This window comes from Mesorhizobium sp. WSM4976 (assembly GCF_029625685.1).
Classification (GTDB): Bacteria; Pseudomonadota; Alphaproteobacteria; order Rhizobiales; family Rhizobiaceae; genus Mesorhizobium.
In genome coordinates this window covers 50,350-71,952 of sequence record NZ_JARTVT010000024.1, presented here as the reverse complement: position 1 = coordinate 71,952, position 21,603 = coordinate 50,350, and the positions used below count along the sequence as shown (strand labels likewise).

At 64.2% G+C, this 21,603-nt stretch carries 22 protein-coding genes; 11 read left to right on the top strand and 11 right to left on the bottom strand.

Features of this window, described 5'->3' with window-relative positions; all coding sequences use genetic code 11:
• The first annotated feature begins 147 nt into the window (after positions 1-147).
• From P9272_RS26230 to yihA, 3 genes are all read left to right on the top strand, one after another.
• Positions 148-462 (top strand): hypothetical protein, encoded by a 315-nt coding sequence (locus P9272_RS26230; RefSeq protein ID WP_278162781.1) that lies wholly within the window; start codon positions 148-150, stop codon positions 460-462.
• Between the two features lie 86 nt (positions 463-548).
• Entirely contained in the window at positions 549-1,187 is a 639-nt protein-coding gene (locus tag P9272_RS26225; protein ID WP_278162780.1) for a CatB-related O-acetyltransferase, read from the top strand.
• Positions 1,188-1,198: 11 nt separating this feature from the next.
• Positions 1,199-1,855 (top strand): ribosome biogenesis GTP-binding protein YihA/YsxC, encoded by a 657-nt coding sequence (yihA, locus tag P9272_RS26220; protein ID WP_278162821.1) that lies wholly within the window; start codon positions 1,199-1,201, stop codon positions 1,853-1,855.
• A 31-nt stretch (positions 1,856-1,886) separates the two neighbouring features.
• Here the strand turns inward: yihA and P9272_RS26215 are convergent, their stop codons facing one another.
• Both P9272_RS26215 and P9272_RS26210 read right to left on the bottom strand, forming a co-directional pair.
• Positions 1,887-4,328 carry a DNA translocase FtsK gene (locus tag P9272_RS26215; RefSeq protein WP_278162820.1) on the bottom strand — a complete coding sequence of 814 codons (2,442 nt, stop codon included), beginning with the start codon at positions 4,326-4,328 and terminating at the stop codon, positions 1,887-1,889.
• A 200-nt stretch (positions 4,329-4,528) separates the two neighbouring features.
• Positions 4,529-5,230, bottom strand: a complete 702-nt coding sequence (locus P9272_RS26210) for a TetR/AcrR family transcriptional regulator (protein ID WP_128258625.1) — start codon at positions 5,228-5,230, stop codon at positions 4,529-4,531.
• A 132-nt stretch (positions 5,231-5,362) separates the two neighbouring features.
• Here P9272_RS26210 and P9272_RS26205 point away from each other — a divergent pair, with 132 nt between their 5' ends.
• Both P9272_RS26205 and P9272_RS26200 read left to right on the top strand, forming a co-directional pair.
• On the top strand, positions 5,363-6,547 hold the full coding sequence (locus P9272_RS26205; RefSeq protein ID WP_278162779.1) for an HlyD family secretion protein: 1,185 nt from the start codon (positions 5,363-5,365) through the stop codon (positions 6,545-6,547).
• Between the two features lie 148 nt (positions 6,548-6,695).
• Positions 6,696-8,279: a DHA2 family efflux MFS transporter permease subunit gene (locus P9272_RS26200; protein ID WP_278162818.1), complete on the top strand. Its 1,584-nt coding sequence runs from the start codon at positions 6,696-6,698 to the stop codon at positions 8,277-8,279.
• A gap of 92 nt (positions 8,280-8,371) precedes the next feature.
• On the opposite strand, the gene msrB is transcribed toward P9272_RS26200, so the two are convergent.
• The 4 genes from msrB to P9272_RS26180 form a co-directional block, all read right to left on the bottom strand.
• Positions 8,372-8,875, bottom strand: a complete 504-nt coding sequence (msrB, locus tag P9272_RS26195) for a peptide-methionine (R)-S-oxide reductase MsrB (RefSeq protein ID WP_278162778.1) — start codon at positions 8,873-8,875, stop codon at positions 8,372-8,374.
• A 203-nt stretch (positions 8,876-9,078) separates the two neighbouring features.
• Positions 9,079-9,633, bottom strand: coding sequence for a fasciclin domain-containing protein (locus tag P9272_RS26190; protein WP_128258629.1), 555 nt, complete (start codon positions 9,631-9,633; stop codon positions 9,079-9,081).
• 203 nt (positions 9,634-9,836) lie between these two features.
• On the bottom strand, positions 9,837-10,559 hold the full coding sequence (locus tag P9272_RS26185; protein WP_278162817.1) for an anti-sigma factor: 723 nt from the start codon (positions 10,557-10,559) through the stop codon (positions 9,837-9,839).
• A complete protein-coding gene (locus P9272_RS26180; protein ID WP_128258630.1) occupies positions 10,556-11,095 on the bottom strand; it encodes a sigma-70 family RNA polymerase sigma factor in 540 nt (179 codons plus the stop codon). Before P9272_RS26180 ends, P9272_RS26185 begins: the two co-directional genes overlap by 4 nt.
• Before the next feature lie 148 nt (positions 11,096-11,243).
• Between P9272_RS26180 and P9272_RS26175 the strand changes: the two genes are divergently transcribed.
• Together P9272_RS26175 and argB are read left to right on the top strand one after the other, a co-directional pair.
• A complete protein-coding gene (locus P9272_RS26175) occupies positions 11,244-12,740 on the top strand; it encodes an amidase (RefSeq protein WP_128258631.1) in 1,497 nt (498 codons plus the stop codon).
• 98 nt (positions 12,741-12,838) lie between these two features.
• The gene (gene argB / locus P9272_RS26170) at positions 12,839-13,732 is read left to right on the top strand and encodes an acetylglutamate kinase (RefSeq protein ID WP_278162777.1); all 894 of its coding nucleotides are present in this window, start codon (positions 12,839-12,841) and stop codon (positions 13,730-13,732) included.
• Positions 13,733-13,769: 37 nt separating this feature from the next.
• On the opposite strand, the gene bchE is transcribed toward argB, so the two are convergent.
• Both bchE and P9272_RS26160 read right to left on the bottom strand, forming a co-directional pair.
• Positions 13,770-15,320: a magnesium-protoporphyrin IX monomethyl ester anaerobic oxidative cyclase gene (bchE, locus tag P9272_RS26165; protein WP_278162775.1), complete on the bottom strand. Its 1,551-nt coding sequence runs from the start codon at positions 15,318-15,320 to the stop codon at positions 13,770-13,772.
• 108 nt (positions 15,321-15,428) lie between these two features.
• Entirely contained in the window at positions 15,429-15,905 is a 477-nt protein-coding gene (locus P9272_RS26160; RefSeq protein ID WP_278162774.1) for an Lrp/AsnC family transcriptional regulator, read from the bottom strand.
• A gap of 136 nt (positions 15,906-16,041) precedes the next feature.
• On the opposite strand from P9272_RS26160, the gene phhA reads away from it, so the two are divergent.
• The gene (gene phhA, locus P9272_RS26155; RefSeq protein ID WP_278162773.1) at positions 16,042-16,878 is read left to right on the top strand and encodes a phenylalanine 4-monooxygenase; all 837 of its coding nucleotides are present in this window, start codon (positions 16,042-16,044) and stop codon (positions 16,876-16,878) included.
• A gap of 156 nt (positions 16,879-17,034) precedes the next feature.
• Here phhA and P9272_RS26150 read toward each other — a convergent pair whose 3' ends face one another.
• Complete coding sequence (locus tag P9272_RS26150; protein WP_278162771.1) at positions 17,035-17,796, bottom strand: GGDEF domain-containing protein; 762 nt, start codon at positions 17,794-17,796, stop codon at positions 17,035-17,037.
• A gap of 150 nt (positions 17,797-17,946) precedes the next feature.
• Between P9272_RS26150 and P9272_RS26145 the strand changes: the two genes are divergently transcribed.
• Positions 17,947-18,654, top strand: coding sequence for a pyrimidine 5'-nucleotidase (locus P9272_RS26145; RefSeq protein WP_128258636.1), 708 nt, complete (start codon positions 17,947-17,949; stop codon positions 18,652-18,654).
• Between the two features lie 227 nt (positions 18,655-18,881).
• Here the strand turns inward: P9272_RS26145 and P9272_RS26140 are convergent, their stop codons facing one another.
• Positions 18,882-19,127, bottom strand: coding sequence for a hypothetical protein (locus tag P9272_RS26140; RefSeq protein ID WP_278162770.1), 246 nt, complete (start codon positions 19,125-19,127; stop codon positions 18,882-18,884).
• Between the two features lie 136 nt (positions 19,128-19,263).
• Positions 19,264-20,103, bottom strand: coding sequence for an LOG family protein (locus tag P9272_RS26135; protein WP_128258638.1), 840 nt, complete (start codon positions 20,101-20,103; stop codon positions 19,264-19,266).
• A gap of 144 nt (positions 20,104-20,247) precedes the next feature.
• Here P9272_RS26135 and dapD point away from each other — a divergent pair, with 144 nt between their 5' ends.
• Both dapD and P9272_RS26125 read left to right on the top strand, forming a co-directional pair.
• Positions 20,248-21,102 (top strand): 2,3,4,5-tetrahydropyridine-2,6-dicarboxylate N-succinyltransferase, encoded by an 855-nt coding sequence (dapD, locus tag P9272_RS26130; RefSeq protein ID WP_128258639.1) that lies wholly within the window; start codon positions 20,248-20,250, stop codon positions 21,100-21,102.
• Between the two features lie 127 nt (positions 21,103-21,229).
• Complete coding sequence (locus P9272_RS26125; RefSeq protein ID WP_128258640.1) at positions 21,230-21,601, top strand: DUF805 domain-containing protein; 372 nt, start codon at positions 21,230-21,232, stop codon at positions 21,599-21,601.
• Positions 21,602-21,603: the final 2 nt, after the last annotated feature.

Sequence of the window (21,603 nt, the reverse complement as noted above, 5' to 3'; positions counted from 1 at the left end):
GCGACAACTTTTCGTGAGCATGCTTATTATCATCATGCACATAATCCTGCTGGACGCGGAGCGCAAGACCGACTAAGGCGCTTGGAAAAAATATCGCATAGGCCAGAACCCGGCCGGACCAGCCCGGGTTACGGCAAGGACAAGACGATGAACCGGCTCAAGATCACAATGCTGGCGCTGCTCGTGGGATATGCTTTTCCGGCCGCCGCCAAGGACGCGGTGAGCTGCGGCGGCGCGGCGATGCTGGGCGGCGCGCAGCTCAACTGCAGCCACGTGCAACCCAAGGCGCCGCCGCAATCCTGCACCTTCAGCTGGGCCCTGCACACGACGGCCGGCGACGAGAAAATCGTGGAAGGCAGCTTCTCGCTGCAGCCTGGCGCGACAAACGTCCAGGTCTATCAGGGCAGCGGCTTCGACAGCGCCCTTTCCAACCCGATCGTGATCTGCCGCGACAGCCACTGAACGGTTGGTGCCACGGCCGGATCACGTTAGTTTGATCGGATGTCGACCGCGCCGGAACGCGCCTTTAGCCAACGGAGGTGACCGCGATGACCGGCCCCAATCCCAACATCAAGCATCCGATCGCGATGCATCCGCGCGTCGGCTTCCTGAAGGGGCTGGTGACGTCGCCCAACATCGAGATCGGCGACTTCACCTATTACGACGATCCCGACGGTCCCGACAAATTCGCCGAGAAATGCGTGCTGCACCACTACGACTTCATCGGCGACCGTCTGGTGATCGGCAAGTTCTGCGCCATCGCGGAAGGCGCGCGTTTCATCATGAACGGCGCCAACCATGCCATGTCCGGCTTCTCGACCTATCCGTTCAACATCTTCGGCCATGGCTGGGAGGAAGGTTTTGACCCTGAGACCTGGTCGAAGGAGGTCCGCGGCGACACGATCGTCGAAAATGACGTGTGGATCGGCATGGATGCGGTGACCATGCCGGGCGTCAGGATCGGCAATGGCGCCATCGTTGCGGCGAAATCGGTTGTCACGCACGACGTGCCGCCTTATGCGATCGTCGCCGGCAACCCGGCAAGGATGGTGAAGATGCGCTTCGACGAATTCACGGTGCGACGGCTTTTGAAGGCGGCCTGGTGGGACTGGCCGGTCGACAAGATCAGCCGCAACCTCAACGCCATCCGCGGCGCCGACATTGCAAGATTGGAGGCAGCGGCTTGAGCGCGACCAACATGAAAATCGACAAGATGGCGGTCGATCCGGAGCTGTTCACCCGCGGCTGGATCTTCATCCGCGGCGTGCCGTCGATGAAATTCCTGCCGCCGGAAGGACCGCCGGAGATCGCCTTCGCCGGCCGCTCCAATGTCGGCAAGTCGTCGCTGATCAACGCGCTGGTCGGCCACAAGGGCCTGGCGCGCACCTCCAACACGCCGGGCCGAACGCAGGAGCTCAACTATTTCGTGCCGGACGGCTTCTCTGGCGAAGGCGCCGACCTGCCGCCGATGGCGCTGGTCGACATGCCTGGCTACGGCTACGCCAGCGCACCGAAGGACAAGGTCGATGAATGGACGAAGCTGATCTATGAGTATCTGCAGGGCCGCGTGACGCTGAAGCGCGTCTATGTGCTGATCGACGCGCGGCACGGCATCAAGGCCAAGGACGAGGAAGTGCTGACCCTGCTCGACAAGGCGGCGGTGTCTTACCAGGTGGTGCTGACCAAGACCGACAAGATCAAGGCCGCCGGCGCGCCGAGGCTGATCGAGGAGACGCTGGCCAAGATCAAGAAGCGGCCGGCGGCTTTCCCCGTCGTCCTGGCGACATCATCGGAGAAAGCCTCGGGTCTCGACGAACTGCGCGCCGCGATCGTGCTGGTGGCGAACGGCGGCTAACGCCGTCCGCCAGAGGCCGATCAGCCAGGGCTCAGTCCGTGTCGGAGCGTTCCGGCTCGCGATCGCGCCGGCCGTTGAGTATCTCGCGCTTGCCGACATGGTTGGGGGCGCCGACCAGGCCTTCCTTCTCCATGCGCTCGACCAGGGAGGCGGCGCGGTTATATCCGACGCCGAGGCGGCGCTGGATGTATGAGGTGGAGCATTTCTTGTCGCGCTTGACCACCTTGACCGCCTCCTCAAAGAGCGCGTCGCCATCCTCCTCGGCGATCGAGCCCTTGTCGAAGACCGGGCCGGTATCAGCCGCCTCCTCAGCCTCTTCCTCGTCGGCGGTGACGGTGTCGAGATATTCGGGACGCCCCTGCGCCTTCAGATGCGCCACGACGTGCTCGACCTCGAGATCGGACACGAAGGGACCGTGCACGCGCGAGATGCGCCCGCCGCCGGCCATGTGCAGCATGTCGCCCTGGCCGAGCAGCTGCTCCGCTCCCTGCTCGCCGAGGATGGTGCGGCTGTCGATCTTGGAGGTCACCTGGAAGGAGATGCGGGTGGGGAAGTTGGCCTTGATCGTGCCGGTGATGACGTCGACCGAGGGGCGCTGCGTCGCCATGATCAGATGGATGCCGGCGGCTCGCGCCATCTGCGCCAGCCGCTGGATGGCGCCTTCGATCTCCTTGCCGGCCACCATCATCAGGTCGGCCATCTCGTCGACGATGATGACGATATAGGGCATCGGCGCGAGGTCGATCACGCGTTCCTCGAAGAGCGGCTCGCCAGTGCCCTTCTCGAAACCTGCCTGCACCTGCATGGTCACGACCTCGCCCTTGTCACGGGCGCTCGCCGCGCGCTGGTTGTAGCCGTCGATGTTGCGTACGCCGAGACGCGCCATCTTGCGATAGCGGTCCTCCATCTCGCGCACTGCCCATTTGAGCGCCGTGACTGCTTTCTTGGGATCGGTGACGACCGGCGTCAAAAGATGCGGGATGCCGTCATAAACGGAGAGCTCCAGCATCTTGGGATCGACCATGATGAGGCGGCATTCCTCCGGCTTCATCCGGTAGAGCAGCGACAGTATCATGGTGTTGATGGCGACCGACTTGCCGGAACCGGTGGTGCCCGCCACCAGCAGATGCGGCATCTTGGCGAGCTCGGCGATGACCGGCTCGCCGCCGATCGTCTTGCCGAGGCCAAGCGCCAGCTTGCAGGAGGTGTTGCGGAAACCGGCCGATCCGATCAGCTCACGGAAATAGACCGTCTCGCGCATCTCGTTGGGCAATTCGATGCCGATGACATTGCGGCCCGGCACCACGGCGACGCGGGCCGAGATCGCCGACATCGAGCGGGCGATGTCGTCGGCCAGGCCGATGACCCGGCTCGATTTTACGCCCGGCGCCGGCTCGAATTCGTAAAGCGTGACGACAGGACCGGGGCGGACATGGATGATCTCGCCCTTGACGCCGAAATCCTCCAGCACGCCCTCAAGCAGGTCGGCATTCTGCTCCATGCGCTCCTGCGACATGTAGAAGCCCTGGCCCTCCGGCGGCATCTGCAGGAGGTCTTCGGAGGGAAGCTCGTAGCCGGCCATCGTGGACAGCGGCGCGACCTCGCCGGCCATGGGCAGCGAAGGCGCCTGCCTCGGCGATCTTGCGCTTGAGGGCGCGGAGACCGGCACGGACTCGACAGGCGTCGGTTGGACGGTCGCGGGGGCCGGCGTCGGGGCAGGGCCGGCGTTCGTTGCGCGAGAGGAGCGCCATTCGATGACCCGGTAAAACGACGTCGCCTCAGTCATGAAGGGGATATGGGTCTGACTTGGCTGGGCCGCCGGACGCTGCGCCGGCATCGGCTTGACCGATGGTTGCATCGGAACGGCGGCCGCCTGACCGGCTTCGCTCAAACGCGCCCGCGCCAGGCGCTCGGCGAGGAAAGGCATGCCGAATTCGAAGAAGGCGTGGTCGGAAAGATAGGACCAGCGCAATCCGCTCGGCCGCGGTTTTGGCGCCGGAGCGGCGGTGGGCTGGGGCGGCGCAGCAGGAGTGGCGGGCGTGGCGGCGGAAGGCGCGGTGACCGGTTTGGCTTGCGCCGGCGCCGCGGCTCGAGCGGCGGGAGCCGCAGGTACCGTCCGAAATGAATTGGTTGCCGGCGGTGCGGGCCGGACGGTGTCGCGTGCCGGCGTCCTGGCCGGCGCGGCATCCTCCTGCGGGGCGGTTCGCCTGAGGTCGGTGTCCGGCGTGCGGGTGAACCGCACGTTTGGCGCGAGGAAGAAATAGTCCTGCCAGGCCGGGCGGCTGAACTCGCCATCGGCCGATTCGGACGACGCAGCGCGAGCCGCGTCCGATTCGCTTGCCGGCGCGACTCGCAACGCGACCACCTGCCCCGTTTGCGGCTGCGGAACCCCGCCCCGGCGCCCATCCGCGCCGCGATCGTCGTCGCCCTGATGGGCGGAAGCACCGGAAAGATTGGCACGGGGAAGACGCATGGATGTCATACTCGAGACTCGCGATTGCAGGTACCCGAGACATAGGAAGCGATGGTTAACAGGTCCTTCCAAACGACCTGTCCGGAATGCCAATCAACGGTCAGATTTGGGGAGAAGGTATCCGACCCGCGCAAAGGCGAGTCATGGCGCTGGCCATGCTTCAGGCCGCTTCGCAACCACGCGCGGCAGTGCAGCGCCGGTCAAGCGGTTTCGGCGTGCGCCCGCTCCTCGGCGAGGAATTTCGCGGTGCCATAGGCTTTCAGGAAGACGTCGACACCCGACGTCACCACACGCTCGATCTCGGCCTGGGTCGGCGCCTTGGTGCGGTAGGAAAAGATGCACTGGCGGAACAGGCCTGCGAGGCAGAGCTCGGTGAACTGGTAGGCGGCAAGGTCGACATCGTCGATCTTGAGCAGGCCGCGTTCAATGGCTTCATTGAGGAAAGCCATGACCTTGTCATGGCCGCGCTTCGGGCCACGCTCGTAGAAACGCGCGCCAAGCTCGGGTATCCGGTCGGCGGCGCCGACGACGGTGCGCTGGGCCTGGATGACCTTGGCCGAGGTGATCTTGGCGGAGAGCCCCATGCCGAACCTCACCAGCGTGTGGCGCAGGTCGTCGAAATGGTCGAGCACCTCGTACATGTTCTTGAAGATGGTGCCGCGCTCTTCCTCGATGAGAGCCTCGAAAAGCTCTTCCTTGTTCTCGAAATAGACGTAGATCGTGCCCTTGGAGACGCCGGCCTCGCGCGTGATGTCGTTCATCGAGGCGGCCTCGAAGCCCTTGTCTATAAAGACGCGGCGGGCGCCTTCGATGATCTGGGCCCGCTTGACCGGGTCCTGCCCGGCGGCCGGGCGCCCCTTGCGTAAGTCGAGCAGATCGCTATCGGCTGTCGTTTCGACCATGGAAATCATTCCTCGAAAATATTTTCGAACCGCTCGGTTCGATTTCCTCTTGATATGGTCTTCTTTCCGCGCTATGTCAATCGCCAATTCGAACCGAACGGTTCAGTATGACTGACATTCAGAGAGATCGTTATGTCCTCGAACGCCACCGCCGAAGTACGCACCTTTCCAAACGCCAAGGTCCAACCTTCGACCGAAGCTCCGGAAGTCCCTGTCCAGCCCGCCGTGCCCGTCGCGGCTCCGGCCGAAGCACCCGCCAAGAAAAAGCGCTCGGCTCGCTCATTCCTGTTGCCGATCATCGGCCTTGCCCTGCTCGGCGCCGGCTCCTGGTATGGCTATAACTACTGGACTGACGGCCGGTTCATGATCTCCACCGACGACGCCTATGTCCAGGCCGATATGTCGTTCGTGTCACCGAAAATTTCCGGTTATATCGACAAGGTGCTGGTGGGCGAGAACCAGAAGGTCAAGGCCGGCGATCCTCTCTTCGTCATCGACAATGGCGACTACAAGATCGCCGTCGCCCAGGCCGAGGCGCAGATCGCCACGCTGGCGAAGACGCTCGACCGCATCGACGCTCAGACCAAGGCGGCCCAGGCCTCGCTGTCGCAGGCTCAGGCGCAGAAGGTCGCGGACCAGGCCGCCGCCGACAATGCGGCGCGCGCCCAGGACCGCGCCGCTCAACTGCTCAAGACGCATGTCGGTACGCAGGCGCAGCTCGACGACGCCCAGACCGCGCTCGACCAGGCCAAGGCAGCGCTTGTCGGCGCCGACGCCCAGATCGCCGCGGCGCAAGCCAATATCGGCGTCCTTGAGGCGCAGCGCACGGAATCGGCTTCGACGCTGGCGTCGCTGCAGCTCACCCGCGACAAGGCCGAGCGCGACCTTTCCTTCACCGTGCTCAAGGCACCCTATGACGGCGTCGTCGGCAATCGGTCGGTCGAGCAGGGCGACCTCGTCAGCCCCGGCCAGAAGCTCGCCGTCGTGGTGCCGATGGACAAGCTCTACATCGTCGGCAACTTCAAGGAGACGCAGCTCGGCCCCATGGTGCCCGGCGAGAAGGTCCGCATCACCGTAGACGCGATCGACGGCCAGAGCTTCCAAGGCACGGTCTCTTCGCTGGCGCCGGCTTCGGGCGCCGTGTTCTCGCTGCTGCCGCCGGAGAATGCCACCGGCAACTTCACCAAGGTGGTGCAGCGCGTGCCCGTGCGCATCGACGTGCCGGCCGACGTCTTGAAGACCGGCAAGCTGCGCGCCGGCCTAAGCGTCGTCGTCGCGGTCGACAGCCGCACCGCGCCGGCTTCGACGACCAACTGATTGGGGGGCGGTTCGGTGGCCATTCGAGCGCCGAGCCGCCCAGCCTGCTTTATCCGTTTCGACGCAGTTCCGGACCGCCACGCGCCTGTCCCCGAGAATTGCTTAAGGAGGCCATGACATGGCAACCGCAACCATCACCGCAGGAGCAATGCCCGGACGCTCGGCCGCTGCCGCGCCGGCGCTGCCCACGGACCATATGCCCGTGCGCCGCGTCATTGCCTTTCTGGCGATGGTGTTCGGCATGTTCATGGCGATCCTCGACATCCAGATCGTCTCGGCCTCGCTGTCGGAAATCCAGGCGGGCCTCAGCGCCAGCTCCGACGAGATCCCGTGGGTGCAGACCGCCTATCTGATCGCCGAGGTGGTGATGATCCCGCTGTCGGGCTTCCTTAGCCGCATGCTGTCGACGCGCGTGCTGTTCACCACGGCGGCCGCCGGCTTCACCGCGGCCAGCGCGCTCGCCGCCACCGCAACCAACATCGACCAGATGATCGTCTATCGCGCCATCCAGGGTTTCATCGGCGGCGGCATGATCCCCAGCGTCTTCGCGGCCGCCTTCACCATCTTCCCGCCTTCCAAGCGCGCCGTCGTCTCGCCGATGATCGGCCTGGTGGCGACGCTGGCGCCGACGATCGGTCCGACGGTGGGCGGCTATATCAGCCACGCCATGTCCTGGCACTGGCTGTTCCTGATCAATGTCGTGCCCGGTATCCTGGTGGCGACGGCGGCGTGGGCACTGATCGACTTCGACAAGCCCAACCTAAAACTGTTCTCCAAGTTCGACTGGTGGGGCCTGATCGGCATGGCCGCTTTCCTCGGCTGCATGGAATATGTGCTGGAGGAAGGCCCGAACCATGACTGGCTGCAGGAGCCGGCGGTATTCGTCTGCGCCGTCATCATGACCATCGGCGGCATCATCTTCTTCTGGCGCGTCTTCACCGCCGAGGAGCCGATCGTCGACCTCAGGGCCTTCAGCAACATCAACTTCGCCTTCGGCTCGCTGTTCTCCTTCGTCGTCGGCATCGGCCTTTACGGACTCACCTATCTCTATCCGGTGTTCCTCGGCCGTATCCGCGGCTACGATTCGATGATGATCGGCGAAGCGCTGTTCGTCAGCGGCCTGGCGATGTTCTTCACCGCGCCGGTCGCCGGCATCCTGTCGAACAAAATCGATCTCAGGCTGATGATGATGATCGGCTTCCTGGGCTTCGCCACCGGCACGTGGTGGATGACGCATCTTACCGCCGACTGGGATTTCTATGAGCTCTTGATCCCGCAGATCCTGCGCGGCTGCTCGATGATGTTGTGCATGGTGCCGATCAACAATATCGCGCTCGGCACTTTGCCGCCGGAACGGCTGAAGAATGCGTCGGGCCTGTTCAACCTGACCCGCAACCTCGGCGGCGCCGTCGGCCTGGCGCTGATCAACACCGTGCTGATCGACCGCAACGCCTTCCACTATGCGCGGCTCGCCGAGCATGTGCAGTGGGGCAGCGCCGCCGCGCAGACCAAGGTGCAGAACATGGAGCTGACTTTCCAGCAGACCGCAGGGCTCGACGCCACGAGCGCGGCGATCTCGAAACTGTCGGCCATGGTGCAGCAGCAGGCGGCGCTTTTGTCCTTCATGGACGTGTTCATGATGCTGACGGTGTTGTTCGCCTCGCTCGGATTTTTCGTGCTGTTCATCAACAAGCCCGCCCAGCAGGGCGGCGGTGGCGGCGGAGGCCATTGAGGAGCCGGAACCCCCGCCTGGTCTCCTCAACACGTGACCCCGGAAATCGGCGACGATTTCCGGGGTCATTCATTTCGCGCAGTTGAAAGTGATCAGGCAGACGCTGGCTTGAAGCTCAGCGCCACGCCGTTGATGCAATGGCGCAGGCCGGTGGGCGGCGGACCGTCATCGAAGACATGGCCGAGATGGCCGCCGCAGCGGCGGCAATGCACCTCGGTGCGGGTCATGCCGAGCGAATTGTCCACGGTCTTGCCGATGGAGTTGGCGATCTCCTGCCAGAAGCTCGGCCAGCCGGTGCCGGAATCGAATTTCGTCTCCGACGAATAGACCGGCAGGTCGCAGCCGGCGCAGGCGAAGATGCCTTTGCGGTGCTCGTTGAGCAGCGGGCTGGTGCCGGGATATTCCGTGCCCTGCTTGCGCAGCACGTCGAAGGCTTCGTCCGAGAGAATGGCATGCCATTCGGCATCGGTCTTGGTGACTTCGAAGGTCTCGGCGGCGAGAGCGGGCTTCGGTCCCCCGGCGCGCAGCATCGCTCCGGTTCCAACGATGAGAGCGGTGGCGGCCGCCCCGCTCCAGAGAAAATCGCGACGGTTCATAGCCGTTCCTCCTGACGCATTTTGCCAAGATGGAACACCACTCGGAAATCAAAAGCCGGTGACGCCCTATCCGCTATTGTTGAGGATGCTGCTCCGCGCCGCCCTTCTTGCGGCGCGACGCGGAGCACACCCTTGCCGGCGGCGCGGACCTTGGATGTCGCAGCCGGCGCTCAGCCATGTCTTCGCCGGCCAGGTACGCTTTGTTACATCTTCGGCAAGAGAACCTTGTCGATGACGTGGATGACGCCGTTCGACTGGCGGACATCGGCGATGGTGACATGGGCGACATTGCCGTTCTCGTCGGTGACAGTGACCTTGCCCTTCTCGGCCTTCAGCGTCAGCTCGCAGCCGCCAACCGTCTTGACCTGGTGGGCGCCGCCATCGGCCTTGGCCATCTTGGCAACATCGGCGGCCAGCGCCTTGGCGGCGATGACGTGGCAGGTCAGCACCTTGGTCAGCTTGTCCTTGTTCTCGGGCTTGAGCAGCGTGTCGACCGTGCCAGCGGGCAGCGCCGCGAAGGCTTCGTTGGTCGGCGCAAAGACAGTGAAGGGACCGGCGCCCTGCAGCGTGTCGACCAGGCCGGCGGCCTTGACGGCGGCGACCAGCGTGGTGTGGTCCTTCGAATTGACGGCGTTCTCGATGATGTTCTTCTTGGCATACATCGGCGCGCCGCCAACCATCGGATTGGCATAGGCAACGGCGCCGATTGCGGAAAGGCCAAGCGTGGAGGCAAGCAAAAGGGTGGCGATTTTACGCATTGTGTCAGTCTCCTCGGGTTGTTTTTCCCATCCTTTGGGAACGCGGGAGATACGGGCCAGAAAAAAGTTAGTTTCACGAATGCCGATAGATTTTCCTTCGCTCGATTTATTCCACTCGCTCTGCTCGCGTTGAGAGCGAACTTCGCGTTCCTGCCAAGGCAGGAGATAGACATTCATTGCTCTTGAGAACGTGTCGTCCGGGATCAGATGCCCTTCAGGTCACCCGCGGCAACGACAGGGCCGGTTGGCTGGCCGGTCGGCGAACCGCCCGAAGGCTCAAGGCTGACGGCGAGCACGGCGCCCTGCGCCAGCTTCTGCTGGATGGCAGGTGCCACGGCCATGCGCGCGGTCTGGCCGGCCGGGATGACGCCCATCGAGACCGGCGCATTCTTGCCTTCGATCATCCACAGCTCGAAGTCCTTGCCGGCACCGTGATCGCCGGAGACCAGCGACAGGCCGACCTCGTGGCGGACGGCGTCATAGACGGCGAGGTATTTGACGTTGCTGTTGTCGGCGGCGAGCGACGCGACCAGCCTGGTCCCGGGCGGCTGAACCGGCGGATTGACGTAAGGCAGGGCGATATAGACAGCCAAAGCGGCAATGGCCGCGGCGGCAAGGCCGCGCCAGAAGGCGAGGCTGCGCCATAGGCCACCGCTGGGCGCCGTTGAGTTGGGGGCGGACGATGCGAACAGCCGCCTGTCGATCGCCACCTTGACAGAAGCCGGCGGCTCGACTGCGGCATAGATGGCGGCCATCGGCGCGAAATGTACCTCCCAGGCATCGACCAGCCGGGCGAAGGCCGCCTCGGTATCGATGCGGCGGGACGCGATCTGGCGGTCGTCGGCAGCCAGCACGCCGAGAACGTATTCGGCGGCGAGCAGGTCGTCGCCTCCACGTTCCGGTCCGTTGTCTTCCGCCAGCGTCATCTTTCCAGGCATTCTCTCAGTTTGAGCAGGCTTCGCCGCAGCCAGGTCCGCATCGTGTTCAGCGGAACCTTGAAGCGCTCCGCCAGCTCGGCATAGCTTTCGCCATTTAGATAGGCGCCCCGGACGGCCGCTGCCCGGTCCTTCTCCAACTCTTCGAGGCAATGGTGGATGCGTTCGGTCTCGCCGCCCGCCACCGCCGTGGCCTCAGGTCCCGGCGTCGGATCGGCGACGTCGAGGGCCACATCGATGTTGGCGGAAGGACTGCGCCGCGCCCTGATTCGATCGATCGCATGGTTGCGCGCAACGGCCACCAGCCAGGAAATCGGGCTCAGATCGGAAACCGCGAAGCGGTCCGCCTTCGTCCATATCTTGACGAAGACTTCCTGCAGCGCTTCTTCCGCATCACCCCGGTCCCTCAAGACACGAAGGCAAACGCCGAAAAGTTTCGCGCTGGTCTGCCTGTAAAGCAGATCGAACGCGGCCCGGTCCTTCATCGAAGTCCGGACTATCAGCTTGCTGATGTCCTGCGGCGCCATGGCGGCAAATTAGAAGATTGCAACTTAATTGCAACGGGCGCCGGAGGGCTCGTTCTCACCGGCAGCCGCGAGCCGATCCGGCGCTTGGGCATGGGCCGTTGCCAAGCTAATCGGGCGTCGATAGCCTCCTCAAAAATCGGGGATGCGGATGTCGATCGAACGCTTGCTTTGGGAACAGGATGCGACCGGGCTGGGCGAGCTCGTGCACCGGGGCGAGGTCGCGCCGCAGGAACTGGTCGACGCGGCGATCGCGCGCGCCGAGGCGACGCGACCGGACATCAATGCAATCGCCACGCCGCTTTACGACGCCGCGCGGGCGCGGGCGAAGACAGTCGACCGCACGCTGCCGCTGGCCGGCGTGCCCTTCGCACTCAAGGATCTCGGCATCGGCCTCAAGGGCGTTCCGATCCACGGCGGCAGCCGCATCCCGCCATTCACCGCCGATTTCAACTCGGTGATGGTCGAGCGCTATCTCGCCGCCGGCCTGATCCCGATCGCCACCAGCACCTCACCGGAGCATGGGCTGCGGCTGATGACGGAGTCAGCCCGCTTCGGCATCACCCGGAACCCCTGGAACACCGGCCACACGACCGGAGGCTCCTCCGGGGGCGCGGCGGCGCTGGTGGCGGCGGGCGTGGTGCCGGCGGCGCATGCCTCCGATGGAGGCGGCTCGATCCGCGTGCCTTCGGCCTGCAGTGGGCTGGTCGGCCTGAAAACCTCACGCGGCCGTGTGCCGCTGACGCCGCTGGTCAGCGAAAGCTGGTACGGCATGGTCGTCGACCATGCCGTCAGCCGCTCGGTGCGCGATAGCGCGCTGCTGCTCGATCTCACCCATGGCGCCGATCCGCTCTCGCCCTACGCGGCGCGTGCCCCGCAAGGTTTCTTCGCGGTCGCCGCGGCGCGCGACCCGGGCAAGCTCAGCCTTGCCGTCTATCGCAAGTCGCCGCTCGGCCTGCCGATCTCGGCCGACACGCTTGCGGCGCTCGACACCGCGGTGGCGCTGGCGCGCGAGGGCGGCCACACGGTGGAGGAGATCGACCTGCCCTATATCGGCCGCGATTTCATCGCCGATTTTTGCCGGAGTGTCGCCTCGGCGGTTGCCGGCACGATTAGGGGCGAGGCGCAGCGCATCGGCCGGCCGGTGACCGGCGAGGTGGAGCGCGCCACGCGCGTGCTCGGCCGGCTCGGTGAAATGCTGTCCGCCGGCGAAGTCTATGACGGCGTGCAGCGTCTCAACGCCACAGCGCGGCGGCTGATTGAGGAGACCGCGCGCTACGACGCCGTGCTGATGCCGATCATCGCGCATCCGCCTTTGGCCTGCGGTGCGATGGACCCCAAGGGCGCCGACGAGTTCCTCGAGAACCTGCTCGATAAGTTGCGTCTCACCAGCCTGCTCAAGGTCAAGTCGTTCTTCGGCCAGCTGATGGACAAGAGCCTTTGGTTCACCCACTGGCCGGCGATCCAGAATGTCAGCGGCCAGCCGTCGATCGCGCTGCCGGTGCATGTCACGGCGGACGGCCTGCCGCTCGGCATCCAGGCGGCGGGGCGCCCCGGCGACGAGGAGACGCTGCTATCTTTCGCCGCGCAGATGGAGAAGCTTTCCGGATGGCTGAAGCGGCGCGCGCCGCTCAAGGTGCCTGCTTAGAGGATCCACGATTTCGTCATTGTGACCGCAAAGGCGTTTGCGACCTGCGGCAATTCCCGCTAAGACGCCGCCATCCACGCCAGCCAGGATCGATACCGATGACGGACGTCGCCGCCAACGCCGAAATGCAGGCCGCGCTGCTCTCGCGCGCGCTGCCTTACATGCAGCGCTATGAGCACAAGACGGTGGTGGTGAAATATGGCGGCCATGCCATGGGCGACACTGAGCTCGGCAAGGCCTTCGCCCGCGACATCGCACTGCTGAAACAGTCCGGCGTCAACCCGATCGTCGTGCATGGCGGCGGGCCGCAGATCGGCGCGATGCTGAGCAAGATGGGCATCGAATCCAAGTTCGAGGGGGGCTTGCGCGTCACCGACCAGAAGACGGTCGAGATCGTCGAGATGGTGCTGGCCGGCTCGATCAACAAGGAAATCGTGGCGCTGATCAACGCCGAGGGCGAGTGGGCGATCGGGCTCTGCGGCAAGGACGGCAACATGGTGTTCGCCGAAAAGGCGCGCAAGACCATGATCGACCCGGATTCCAACATCGAGCGGGTGCTGGATCTCGGCTTCGTCGGCGAGCCGGTCGAGGTCGACCGCACGCTGCTCGATCTGCTCGCGCGTTCGGAGATGATCCCGGTGCTGGCGCCGGTGGCGCCCGGGCGCGACGGCCATACCTACAACATCAACGCCGACACATTTGCGGGCGCCATCGCCGGCGCCTGCCGCGCCTCGCGGCTGCTCTTCCTCACCGACGTGCCGGGCGTGCTCGACAAGAACAAGAAGTTGATCGACGAGCTGACCGTCGCGGAGGCCAAGGCGCTGATCAAGGACGGCACGGTTTACGGCGGCATGATCCCGAAGGTCGAGACCTGCATCGAGGCGATCGAGCGCGGCGTCGAGGGCGTCGTCATCCTCAACGGCAAGACGCCGCATTCGGTACTGCTCGAGCTCTTCACCGAGCACGGCGCCGGTACCCTGATCGTCCCATGAGAAGGCAGTTCGCCATTTCGCGAAACGGTGAGCTTATTCAGCCGGCTAATCTTCTTTGATATTCAAGGATCGCAGCCGGCTCTCGGACCGGTCGCCGGAGGACCATGGATTCCTCCTCGGCGTCCTGCGGCGCGCCCCAGAACTCGGCGAGCGTCGGGCCGTCCGTGACGCGGCGATCGCGGGCGAGAAACCCCCAGACCTCGCGGAACCAGACGCGGCGCCCCATCTTCGTGTACCAGCGCATCGAATGCCGCTGCTCGGGATCGGGGTGTAAAAGAATCCGCGCCAAGGCCTTCGGGCGCGACTGCACAGCCACTTCGATCAGCTTGATGGCGAAGAACAGCATCCAGGGTTTCAGCCGGGTCAAATGCAGGACCTGGTGCTTGTAATCCCAGAGGCGAACGTCCTTCTGGATCACCTTGCGGTCGGCAGCGATGCGGAAAAACGGCGTCCAGCGGTGCGGCGTGACGTAGAGAGCCTGGATCTGGTCCGGATCATAGGCGATGAGCTGGCGGAAGCCGCGCCAGAGATCGCGAAGCCTCTCGTCCTCGAAGCCGGCGACCCAGGTCGCCATCGACAGGATGCCGTGCCGCCTGAGCAGCCGGATCGCTTCGCGGTCCGATTTGGTGCTGCCGCCCTTGCGGATCAATGACAGCGTCTCCTCGTCGGTGTTCTCCATGCCGAGCAGCCAGCGGATGACACCTGCCTTGCGATAAAGGTGCAGGATGTCGGCGTCGCGCACGATGTCGTCGGCGCGGGTCGAGCCGACGATCAGCACCGGCACGTGCTCGGCGATCATGGCATCGAGAAAGGCGCGCCAGGCTTTCTTCGAGGAGGTCGGGTTCTCGTCCGCCAAATTGATCAGCTCGACGCCGTGCTCGCGGTGCAGCCAGGCGATCTCCTTGGCAAATTTGACCGGATCGCGGTGGCGCCAGCGGGTCCAAAAGCCGCGCTGGCCGCAATAATTGCACAAATGCGGGCAGCCGCGCGAAAACTGCATGACCACCGCCCGCTTGCCGCCCCAATAGGAGTAGCGGCGATAGTCGATCAGCTCCCAGCCGACGCGCCAGGCGTCGAGGTCGGCGACCGTCATCGCCGCTTGCGTCGCCACCGGGCGGCCGAAATCGTCGCGATAGGCGATGCCGGCGACGCTGGCCACCGGCTGGCGCATCTCGATCGCCTCGACCAGTGCCGTCGCTGTCGCCTCGCCCTCTCCGCGTACGATGAAATCGAAGACGTCTGTCGCGGCCAGGACGTCTCGCCAGTGATAGGTCGGAAAGACGCCGCCATAGATGACGATGACGCTTGGCGCGCGCGCCTTGATCATCTCGGCGATCTTCAAGGCCGTCGGATGCGCCGAGGTCGAGCCGGAATGGCCGATCAGGATGAAATCCGGATCATCGCCCAGCGCCTCTTCCACCAGCGCCGTAAGCGGCATCGGACCGAACTCGGCATCGATCAGACGCACCTGATGGCCCGAGTCGATCAGCGGTCCGCCGATCGCCAACAGGCCGAGCGGCGGCAAATGGTCGTCGGGCACGCGGCTGCCGATGGCCGTGTGCGGCGGATTGATTAGTACGATGTTCAAGGCGGACCTCCATGTTGGTCCGCTTGTGCTAATTGCCGATGACGAAGCCGCCTTGGCGCGGTTCAGCAGTTTCCCCGCAGCTTTTCCGGAGAAATCGCCCGATAGATCCTAGCGCCGCAGATGGCTGAGCGGCACATGGCCGGGGCCCTTTATGTTCTGCAGCACCAGTTGCGTGTGGACGTCGCGTACGCCGGGCAGCCGCATCAGCCGGTGCATGACGAAGGCGTTCAAGTCGTCCACCGACGGCACCATGACATGCAGCAGGAAATCGTGGTCGCCGGTCATCGTCCAGCAGGACGAGACCTCGTCCATGCGCTGGACGGCGGCTATGAAACTTTCGGGCGAGCCGTCGCTGTGGCTGACCAGCCGCACCTGAATAAACACTTCGACCGTCAGGCCGATGGCGCGGCGGCTGAGCACGGCGGCAAAGCCCTTGATGATGCCGGTTTCCTGCAACGCCTCGAAGCGGCGCGCGCATGGCGTGGTCGACAGTCCGATCTCCTGCGCCAGCTCCGACACGGGCTTGCGGCCGTCGCGCTGCAAGATGTCGAGCATCTTTATCTCGAAATCGTCGAATTGAGGCATGTTTCCTCGACCTACCATTGATCTGAGTTATTTTACCTCAAAATGAGAGGACGAGCTACAAACAAGGGCAGATTTGCCTCGGCAATCGCTCCTACACTTCCTTCCACGATCCGCGGATCACGATCTTGAGGAGGATATGATGACGATCAGCGTTGCCGATTACGCAGCCGAATGCGCGGCGCAGGGCCTTCGTGGCGACTATTCGGTCTGCCGCAGCGATTTCACGGTGGCGCAAGGCTACGATTATTCCACCGAGGAGCAGGCGGTGTGGCGCACCCTTTGCGACCGCCAGACGAAGCTGACCCAGAAGCTCGCGCACCGTTCCTATCTCGACGGCGTCGCGGCGCTCGGGCTGCTGGACAGGATTCCGGATTTCGACGAGGTAAGCCAGAAGCTCACCAAGCTGACCGGCTGGGAGATCGTCGCCGTGCCCGGCCTGATCCCGGCCGGACCGTTCTTCGACCATCTCGCCAATCGGCGTTTTCCGGTGACCAACTGGCTGCGGACGAAGAAAGAAATCGACTACATCGTCGAGCCGGACATGTTCCACGATTTCTTTGGCCATGTGCCGATCCTGACCCAGCCGGTGTTCGCCGATTTCATGCAGATGTATGGCGAGAAGGCCGAGGACGTGATCGCGCTCGGCGGCGACGAGATGATCACGAGGCTTTACTGGTACAGCGCCGAATACGGCCTCATCCAGGAGGAAGGTCAGCCGTTGAAGGCTTTCGGCGCCGGGCTGATGTCGTCCTTCACCGAGCTGCAATTCGCGGTCGAGAGCAAGGACGCCCACCATGTGCCGTTCGACCTCGAGACAGTGATGCGCACCGGTTATGAGATCGACAAGTTCCAGCGCGCCTATTTCGTGCTGCCGTCCTTCGATGCGCTGCGTGATGCTTTCGCGAAGGGCGACCTTGCGGGCATCGTCTCACGCTTCAAAGGCGAGCCGGCGCTCGATCCTGCCACGGTCTGAGGTCGGTTTTCGCCCAACCGACATTCAGGGCGGTTCAGTTGCCGGAGGCAGCTGGGCCGCTTTGAGCTTCCGCACACATCCTGTGTCAGACGGCGATCACGTTGCCGAGGTGCTCACCCAGCCGGCAAGCGAGCGCGGTGCGCCCGCGACGCGTCCTCAAGCCGCTTCGGGAAGCTCGCGGTCGAGAATCGAAAGGTTGCGGCCGCGGTTCTTCGCCTCGTAGAGCCTGCGGTCGGCCGCGCGCATCAAATCGGAAACGGTTGCGCTCTCGCCGCAAGTTACGCCTCCGATCGAGACGGTGAGCGGCAAGGTGCGCTCGTCGCCGGGGCGGAAACGGATCAGCTCGACCTCGCGGCGGATGCGTTCGGCGACATGCTTGGCCTCACGCTCGCTGGCGCCGACCAGGAAAGCCGCGAATTCCTCGCCGCCGATGCGGCCAAGCACGTCGCCGCTGCGCACGCCACGCTCGATGGCGCCGGCGATCAGAAGCAGCGCCTCGTCCCCCGTCAGATGACCGTAGCTGTCATTGATCCTCTTGAAGTGATCGGCGTCGATGATGAGCAGCGCGCCGCGATCGCTCTTGCGTCGCGATCCGTCGAGCGCGGCAAAGAAGGTTTCGCGGTTGAGCATGCCTGTCATGTGGTCGCGGCTTGCCTTTTCGGAGAGGCGACGGTGCGCGGCGGCGAGCTGCGCGTGTGCACGGGCAAGCTCGCGATGGGCGTTCTGCAACCGGTCGCTGTGCCAGAAGCTGCCGGCGCTGGCGGCCCAGGCGAGCACGAGCGGGCAGACGGTCGACGCCAGCCAGACGGTGCGGCTCATCGGAAAGCCCATCGCCGGAACCACAATCATCGTCAACAACAGCGAGCCAGCGACCGAGGCGAACGCCACGGCAGCGGCCTTCAGGAATATGCGACTCATCACTTGCTCCCAACGGAGAGCCTCTGTGCCAGCAAGCGTTAAAGGTGACCTTTCCGAGACTTTTAAAATTTGAACCGAGAGCTCATTTTCACATTTCGTGGCGCGCATAAGTTGTGGATAAAGTCAGCGCCGGCGTGCCATAAGAAATCCATGACAACGACACCCGATCCCTCCCGCTTCGCCCATGTCACGGACTGGGTGTTCGACCTCGACAACACGCTCTATCCGCATCACTCGAACCTGTTCGCGCAGATCGACGTCAAGATGACCGCCTATGTCGGCGAGCTGCTGACGCTTTCGCGCGACGACGCGCGAAAGCTGCAGAAGGAGCTCTACCTGGAGTATGGCACGACGCTGAACGGGCTGATGAAGCGACACGGGATCGATCCCGACGATTTCCTCGAGAAGGTGCACGACATCGATTATTCGAGGCTGGTGCCGGATCCGGTGCTGGGCGCTGCGATCCGCCAACTTCCGGGGCGCAAATTCATCTTCACCAATGGCGACCGCAGGCATGCCGAGCGCACCGCGCGTCAGCTTGGCATATTGGAGCATTTCGACGCCATCTTCGACATCGTCGCGGCGGGGCTAAATCCCAAGCCGGAGCGCCAGAGTTATGAACGCTTCGCCGAACTGCACTCGGTGACCGGGCACAATGCGGTCATGTTCGAGGATCTGGCGCGCAATCTGGCCGTGCCGAAATCGCTCGGCATGACGACCGTGCTGGTGGTGCCGCGCAATTTCGAACCGACCTTTTCGGAAATCTGGGAACGCGACCCGGCGAATGATGACGACGTCGATTTCGTCACCGACGACCTCTCCGGTTTCCTGACCGCGATCATCGACGTAGCGGCCTGACCAACTCCAGATTGCCTGTCGCCGTCCGCGCGCGAGCACTGTCGGCGCGGATGACGGAATCTAGTCGAAAACAGGAATCGTGCCGGGCGGCAGTCCCAGCCAGCCGTTCAGCTCCCTCAAGAATCGGCACAGGTCCGGATTGCCCGCGGCTCCCGTACCATTGCCGTTGCCGGGGACGCGTATCCATTTCCGTGGCCGTCGCCGCAATGGCGTTGCCGTTGAAGCTGCTACCATTGAAATTGCTGCTGAAGCTGCCGGCATTGCCGTTGCCAGTGAAATTGCCGGTGTTGCCATTTGCCGTTGGTGACGCCGGCGTCGATCGGAAGGTCGGCAATCCTGACTGGGGTCGAGGCATCGGCCGCCAGCAACGCGGCAAGCGGGGTGCCGAGCGCGAGGCCGTTGCCATCAAGCAGCCTCGCCGCCACCCGGCGCTCGTGTGGCCGGATGGGCCTGGATGATTTCAGGCCGTTCATCAGCGATTCCCCCGGCCGTTGAAGTTGCCGTCGAACGCGCCGCCACTGCCAGTGCCCGCTGTTGAAGGCGCCGACATTGCCGCTGCCGATCGAAACTGCGGATGCCGCACCGGGGCGGCAGGCAGCCTGGCCGACCCTAGAGCTCGTAGAAGCGTCGGATTATGTCCCAGGCTTCCTCGGCCGTGTCCACGAAATCGATGATATCCTGATCGCCGGGCGAGATCGTGCCCTGCTCGGCGAGGAAGTCGAGGTCGATCACCCTTCGCCAGAAGGCCTTGCCGAACAGGATCACCGGCACGCGCTCCATACGGCCGGTCTGGATGAGGGTCAGGGCTTCGAAGAACTCGTCCATTGTACCGAAGCCGCCCGGAAAGACGGCGACCGCCTTGGCACGCATGACGAAATGCATCTTGCGGATGGCGAAATAGTGGAAGTTGAAGCAGAGTTCCGGCGTCACATAGGCATTCGGCGCCTGCTCATGCGGCAGCACGATGTTCAAGCCGATCGACGGGGCGCCGACGTCGTCGGCACCGCGATTGCCGGCCTCCATGACGCCGGGCCCGCCGCCCGTGGCAACGACATATTCACGATAATAGGAGGTGGCCGATTGCTGCGAGCAGAGACGGGCGAATTTGCGCGCTTCCTCGTAATATTTGCTGTTCGCCTCGAGGTTCTTCTTCTGCGTCTCATTCTTCGCCGCCCAGGCCTCGCCGCCCGGTTCGGGCAGGCGGGCGCCGCCGAACAGGATCACGGTCGAGCGGATGCCGCGTTCGGCCAGGATCATCTCCGGCTTCAAGAGTTCGAGCTGCAGCCGCACGGCCCGCAATTCGCGCCGCGTCATGAAGTCAGGATCGTTCCAGGCCAGCCGGTACGTCTCGGCACGAGTTTGCGGGGTATCCGGCACGCTTTTCGCGCGTTCCAGGTCCTCGTCCGAATGCGGCAGCGGCGTCCACCCTGCCTTTTCCATGGGAGTCATCGAATCCACCCGTCCAATTCCCTTACTTGCGGCGTCCCGTGACGCTGGCGCGATTGACCCCCTTTCAGCCTTAACATAGGGTCCGCGCGACTTTTAAACAGGTTAAGGCTGAGCCCCTTAACAGCTTGGTAATGGAGCGAAATCATGTCGAAGCCCGATCTGGCGAGCCTCGAAACGACCATCGAAAAGGCCTTCGAGGAGCGCGACACGATTTCGAGCGCCACGCGCGGCGAGACACGCGAGGCCATCCTCGCGGCGCTCGAGCTGCTCGACCGCGGTGTCGCCCGCGTCGCGGAGCGGCAGGACGACGGCAAGTGGCATGTCAACCAGTGGCTGAAGAAGGCGGTGCTGCTCTCCTTCCGGCTGAATCCGATGGAGATCATCAAGGGGGGGCCCGGCCATGCCGTGTGGTGGGATAAGGTGCCGTCGAAGTTCGACGGCTGGAGCGCCGTCGACTTCGAGAAGGCCGGCTTCCGCGCCGTGCCATCCTCGATCGTGCGCCGCTCGGCCTATGTCGCGCCGGGCGCCGTGCTGATGCCGTCCTTCGTCAATGTCGGGGCCTATGTCGATTCGGGCACCATGGTCGACACCTGGGCCTCGGTCGGCTCCTGCGCCCAGATTGGCAAGAATGTGCATCTGTCCGGCGGCGTCGGCATCGGCGGGGTGCTGGAGCCGATGCAGGCCGGCCCGACGATCATCGAGGACAATTGCTTCATCGGCGCGCGCTCGGAAGTGGTCGAAGGCTGCATCGTGCGCGAAGGCTCGGTGCTCGGCATGGGTGTGTTCATCGGGCAGTCGACCAAGATCGTCGACCGCGCCACCGGCGAGGTGTTCTACGGCGAGGTGCCGGCAAACTCGGTGGTGGTCGCCGGATCGCTGCCGGGCAAGCCGCTGCCCAATGGCGAGCCCGGTCCGAGCCTCTACTGCGCCGTGATCGTCAAGCGTGTCGATGCCAAGACCCGTTCGAAGACCTCGATCAACGAGCTGCTGCGCGATTGATCCTGCCTAAAGCGCGTCGCGATCTTTCAGATTCGCTCCCTGCGCTTTAGGCTTTTGATCTGCGCATGTCTTTGTCGCGAAACCGGTTCCCACTTTCGGGAGACATGCTTTAACGGAGCGGACGCGATTGTCTGAAAGATCGCAATTCCTCTGGCTGTTCTTCAGCCTTTCGGGGCGGCTGAGCCCGGTCGCCTATGCGCTGGCCGGCGTCTTGCTGGTGCTCGTCCAGTTTTTTCCGTTCTACCAGTTCGCGCGGGTGGAGTTGAACACCAGCGCCAGCCAGAACTGGGCCATGATCTGCTGGGGCGTGCTGCTGATCTCGGCCTGGGCCACCTTCGCGGTCACGGCAAAGCGCTTCCATGATTTCGGCAAACCGACCTATTTTGCGCTGATCTCGCTCATCATCGGTCCCATCCTGCTGATCATCCTCTCCTGTTTCCGCAGCGATCCCGGACCGAACCGCTACGGCAGGCGCACCAACGCGCCGGCCGATTCGTGAGG

What these genes read in the sequence shown, in the direction of transcription:
- P9272_RS26205 (WP_278162779.1), top strand. Translation starts at nt 5,363, where the DNA reads ATGTCCTCGAACGCCACCGCCGAAGTACGCACCTTTCCAAACGCCAAG.
- phhA (WP_278162773.1), top strand. Translation starts at nt 16,042, where the DNA reads ATGATGACGATCAGCGTTGCCGATTACGCAGCCGAATGCGCGGCGCAG.
- P9272_RS26135 (WP_128258638.1), bottom strand. Translation starts at nt 20,103, where the DNA reads ATGACTCCCATGGAAAAGGCAGGGTGGACGCCGCTGCCGCATTCGGAC.
- P9272_RS26180 (WP_128258630.1), bottom strand. Translation starts at nt 11,095, where the DNA reads ATGGCGCCGCAGGACATCAGCAAGCTGATAGTCCGGACTTCGATGAAG.
- P9272_RS26215 (WP_278162820.1), bottom strand. Translation starts at nt 4,328, where the DNA reads ATGCGTCTTCCCCGTGCCAATCTTTCCGGTGCTTCCGCCCATCAGGGC.
- P9272_RS26150 (WP_278162771.1), bottom strand. Translation starts at nt 17,796, where the DNA reads ATGAGTCGCATATTCCTGAAGGCCGCTGCCGTGGCGTTCGCCTCGGTC.
- P9272_RS26160 (WP_278162774.1), bottom strand. Translation starts at nt 15,905, where the DNA reads ATGCCTCAATTCGACGATTTCGAGATAAAGATGCTCGACATCTTGCAG.
- P9272_RS26200 (WP_278162818.1), top strand. Translation starts at nt 6,696, where the DNA reads ATGCCCGGACGCTCGGCCGCTGCCGCGCCGGCGCTGCCCACGGACCAT.
- P9272_RS26185 (WP_278162817.1), bottom strand. Translation starts at nt 10,559, where the DNA reads ATGACGCTGGCGGAAGACAACGGACCGGAACGTGGAGGCGACGACCTG.
- P9272_RS26190 (WP_128258629.1), bottom strand. Translation starts at nt 9,633, where the DNA reads ATGCGTAAAATCGCCACCCTTTTGCTTGCCTCCACGCTTGGCCTTTCC.
- P9272_RS26175 (WP_128258631.1), top strand. Translation starts at nt 11,244, where the DNA reads ATGTCGATCGAACGCTTGCTTTGGGAACAGGATGCGACCGGGCTGGGC.
- P9272_RS26140 (WP_278162770.1), bottom strand. Translation starts at nt 19,127, where the DNA reads ATGAACGGCCTGAAATCATCCAGGCCCATCCGGCCACACGAGCGCCGG.
- P9272_RS26230 (WP_278162781.1), top strand. Translation starts at nt 148, where the DNA reads ATGAACCGGCTCAAGATCACAATGCTGGCGCTGCTCGTGGGATATGCT.
- P9272_RS26210 (WP_128258625.1), bottom strand. Translation starts at nt 5,230, where the DNA reads ATGGTCGAAACGACAGCCGATAGCGATCTGCTCGACTTACGCAAGGGG.
- P9272_RS26225 (WP_278162780.1), top strand. Translation starts at nt 549, where the DNA reads ATGACCGGCCCCAATCCCAACATCAAGCATCCGATCGCGATGCATCCG.
- msrB (WP_278162778.1), bottom strand. Translation starts at nt 8,875, where the DNA reads ATGAACCGTCGCGATTTTCTCTGGAGCGGGGCGGCCGCCACCGCTCTC.
- yihA (WP_278162821.1), top strand. Translation starts at nt 1,199, where the DNA reads ATGAAAATCGACAAGATGGCGGTCGATCCGGAGCTGTTCACCCGCGGC.
- argB (WP_278162777.1), top strand. Translation starts at nt 12,839, where the DNA reads ATGACGGACGTCGCCGCCAACGCCGAAATGCAGGCCGCGCTGCTCTCG.
- P9272_RS26145 (WP_128258636.1), top strand. Translation starts at nt 17,947, where the DNA reads ATGACAACGACACCCGATCCCTCCCGCTTCGCCCATGTCACGGACTGG.
- dapD (WP_128258639.1), top strand. Translation starts at nt 20,248, where the DNA reads ATGTCGAAGCCCGATCTGGCGAGCCTCGAAACGACCATCGAAAAGGCC.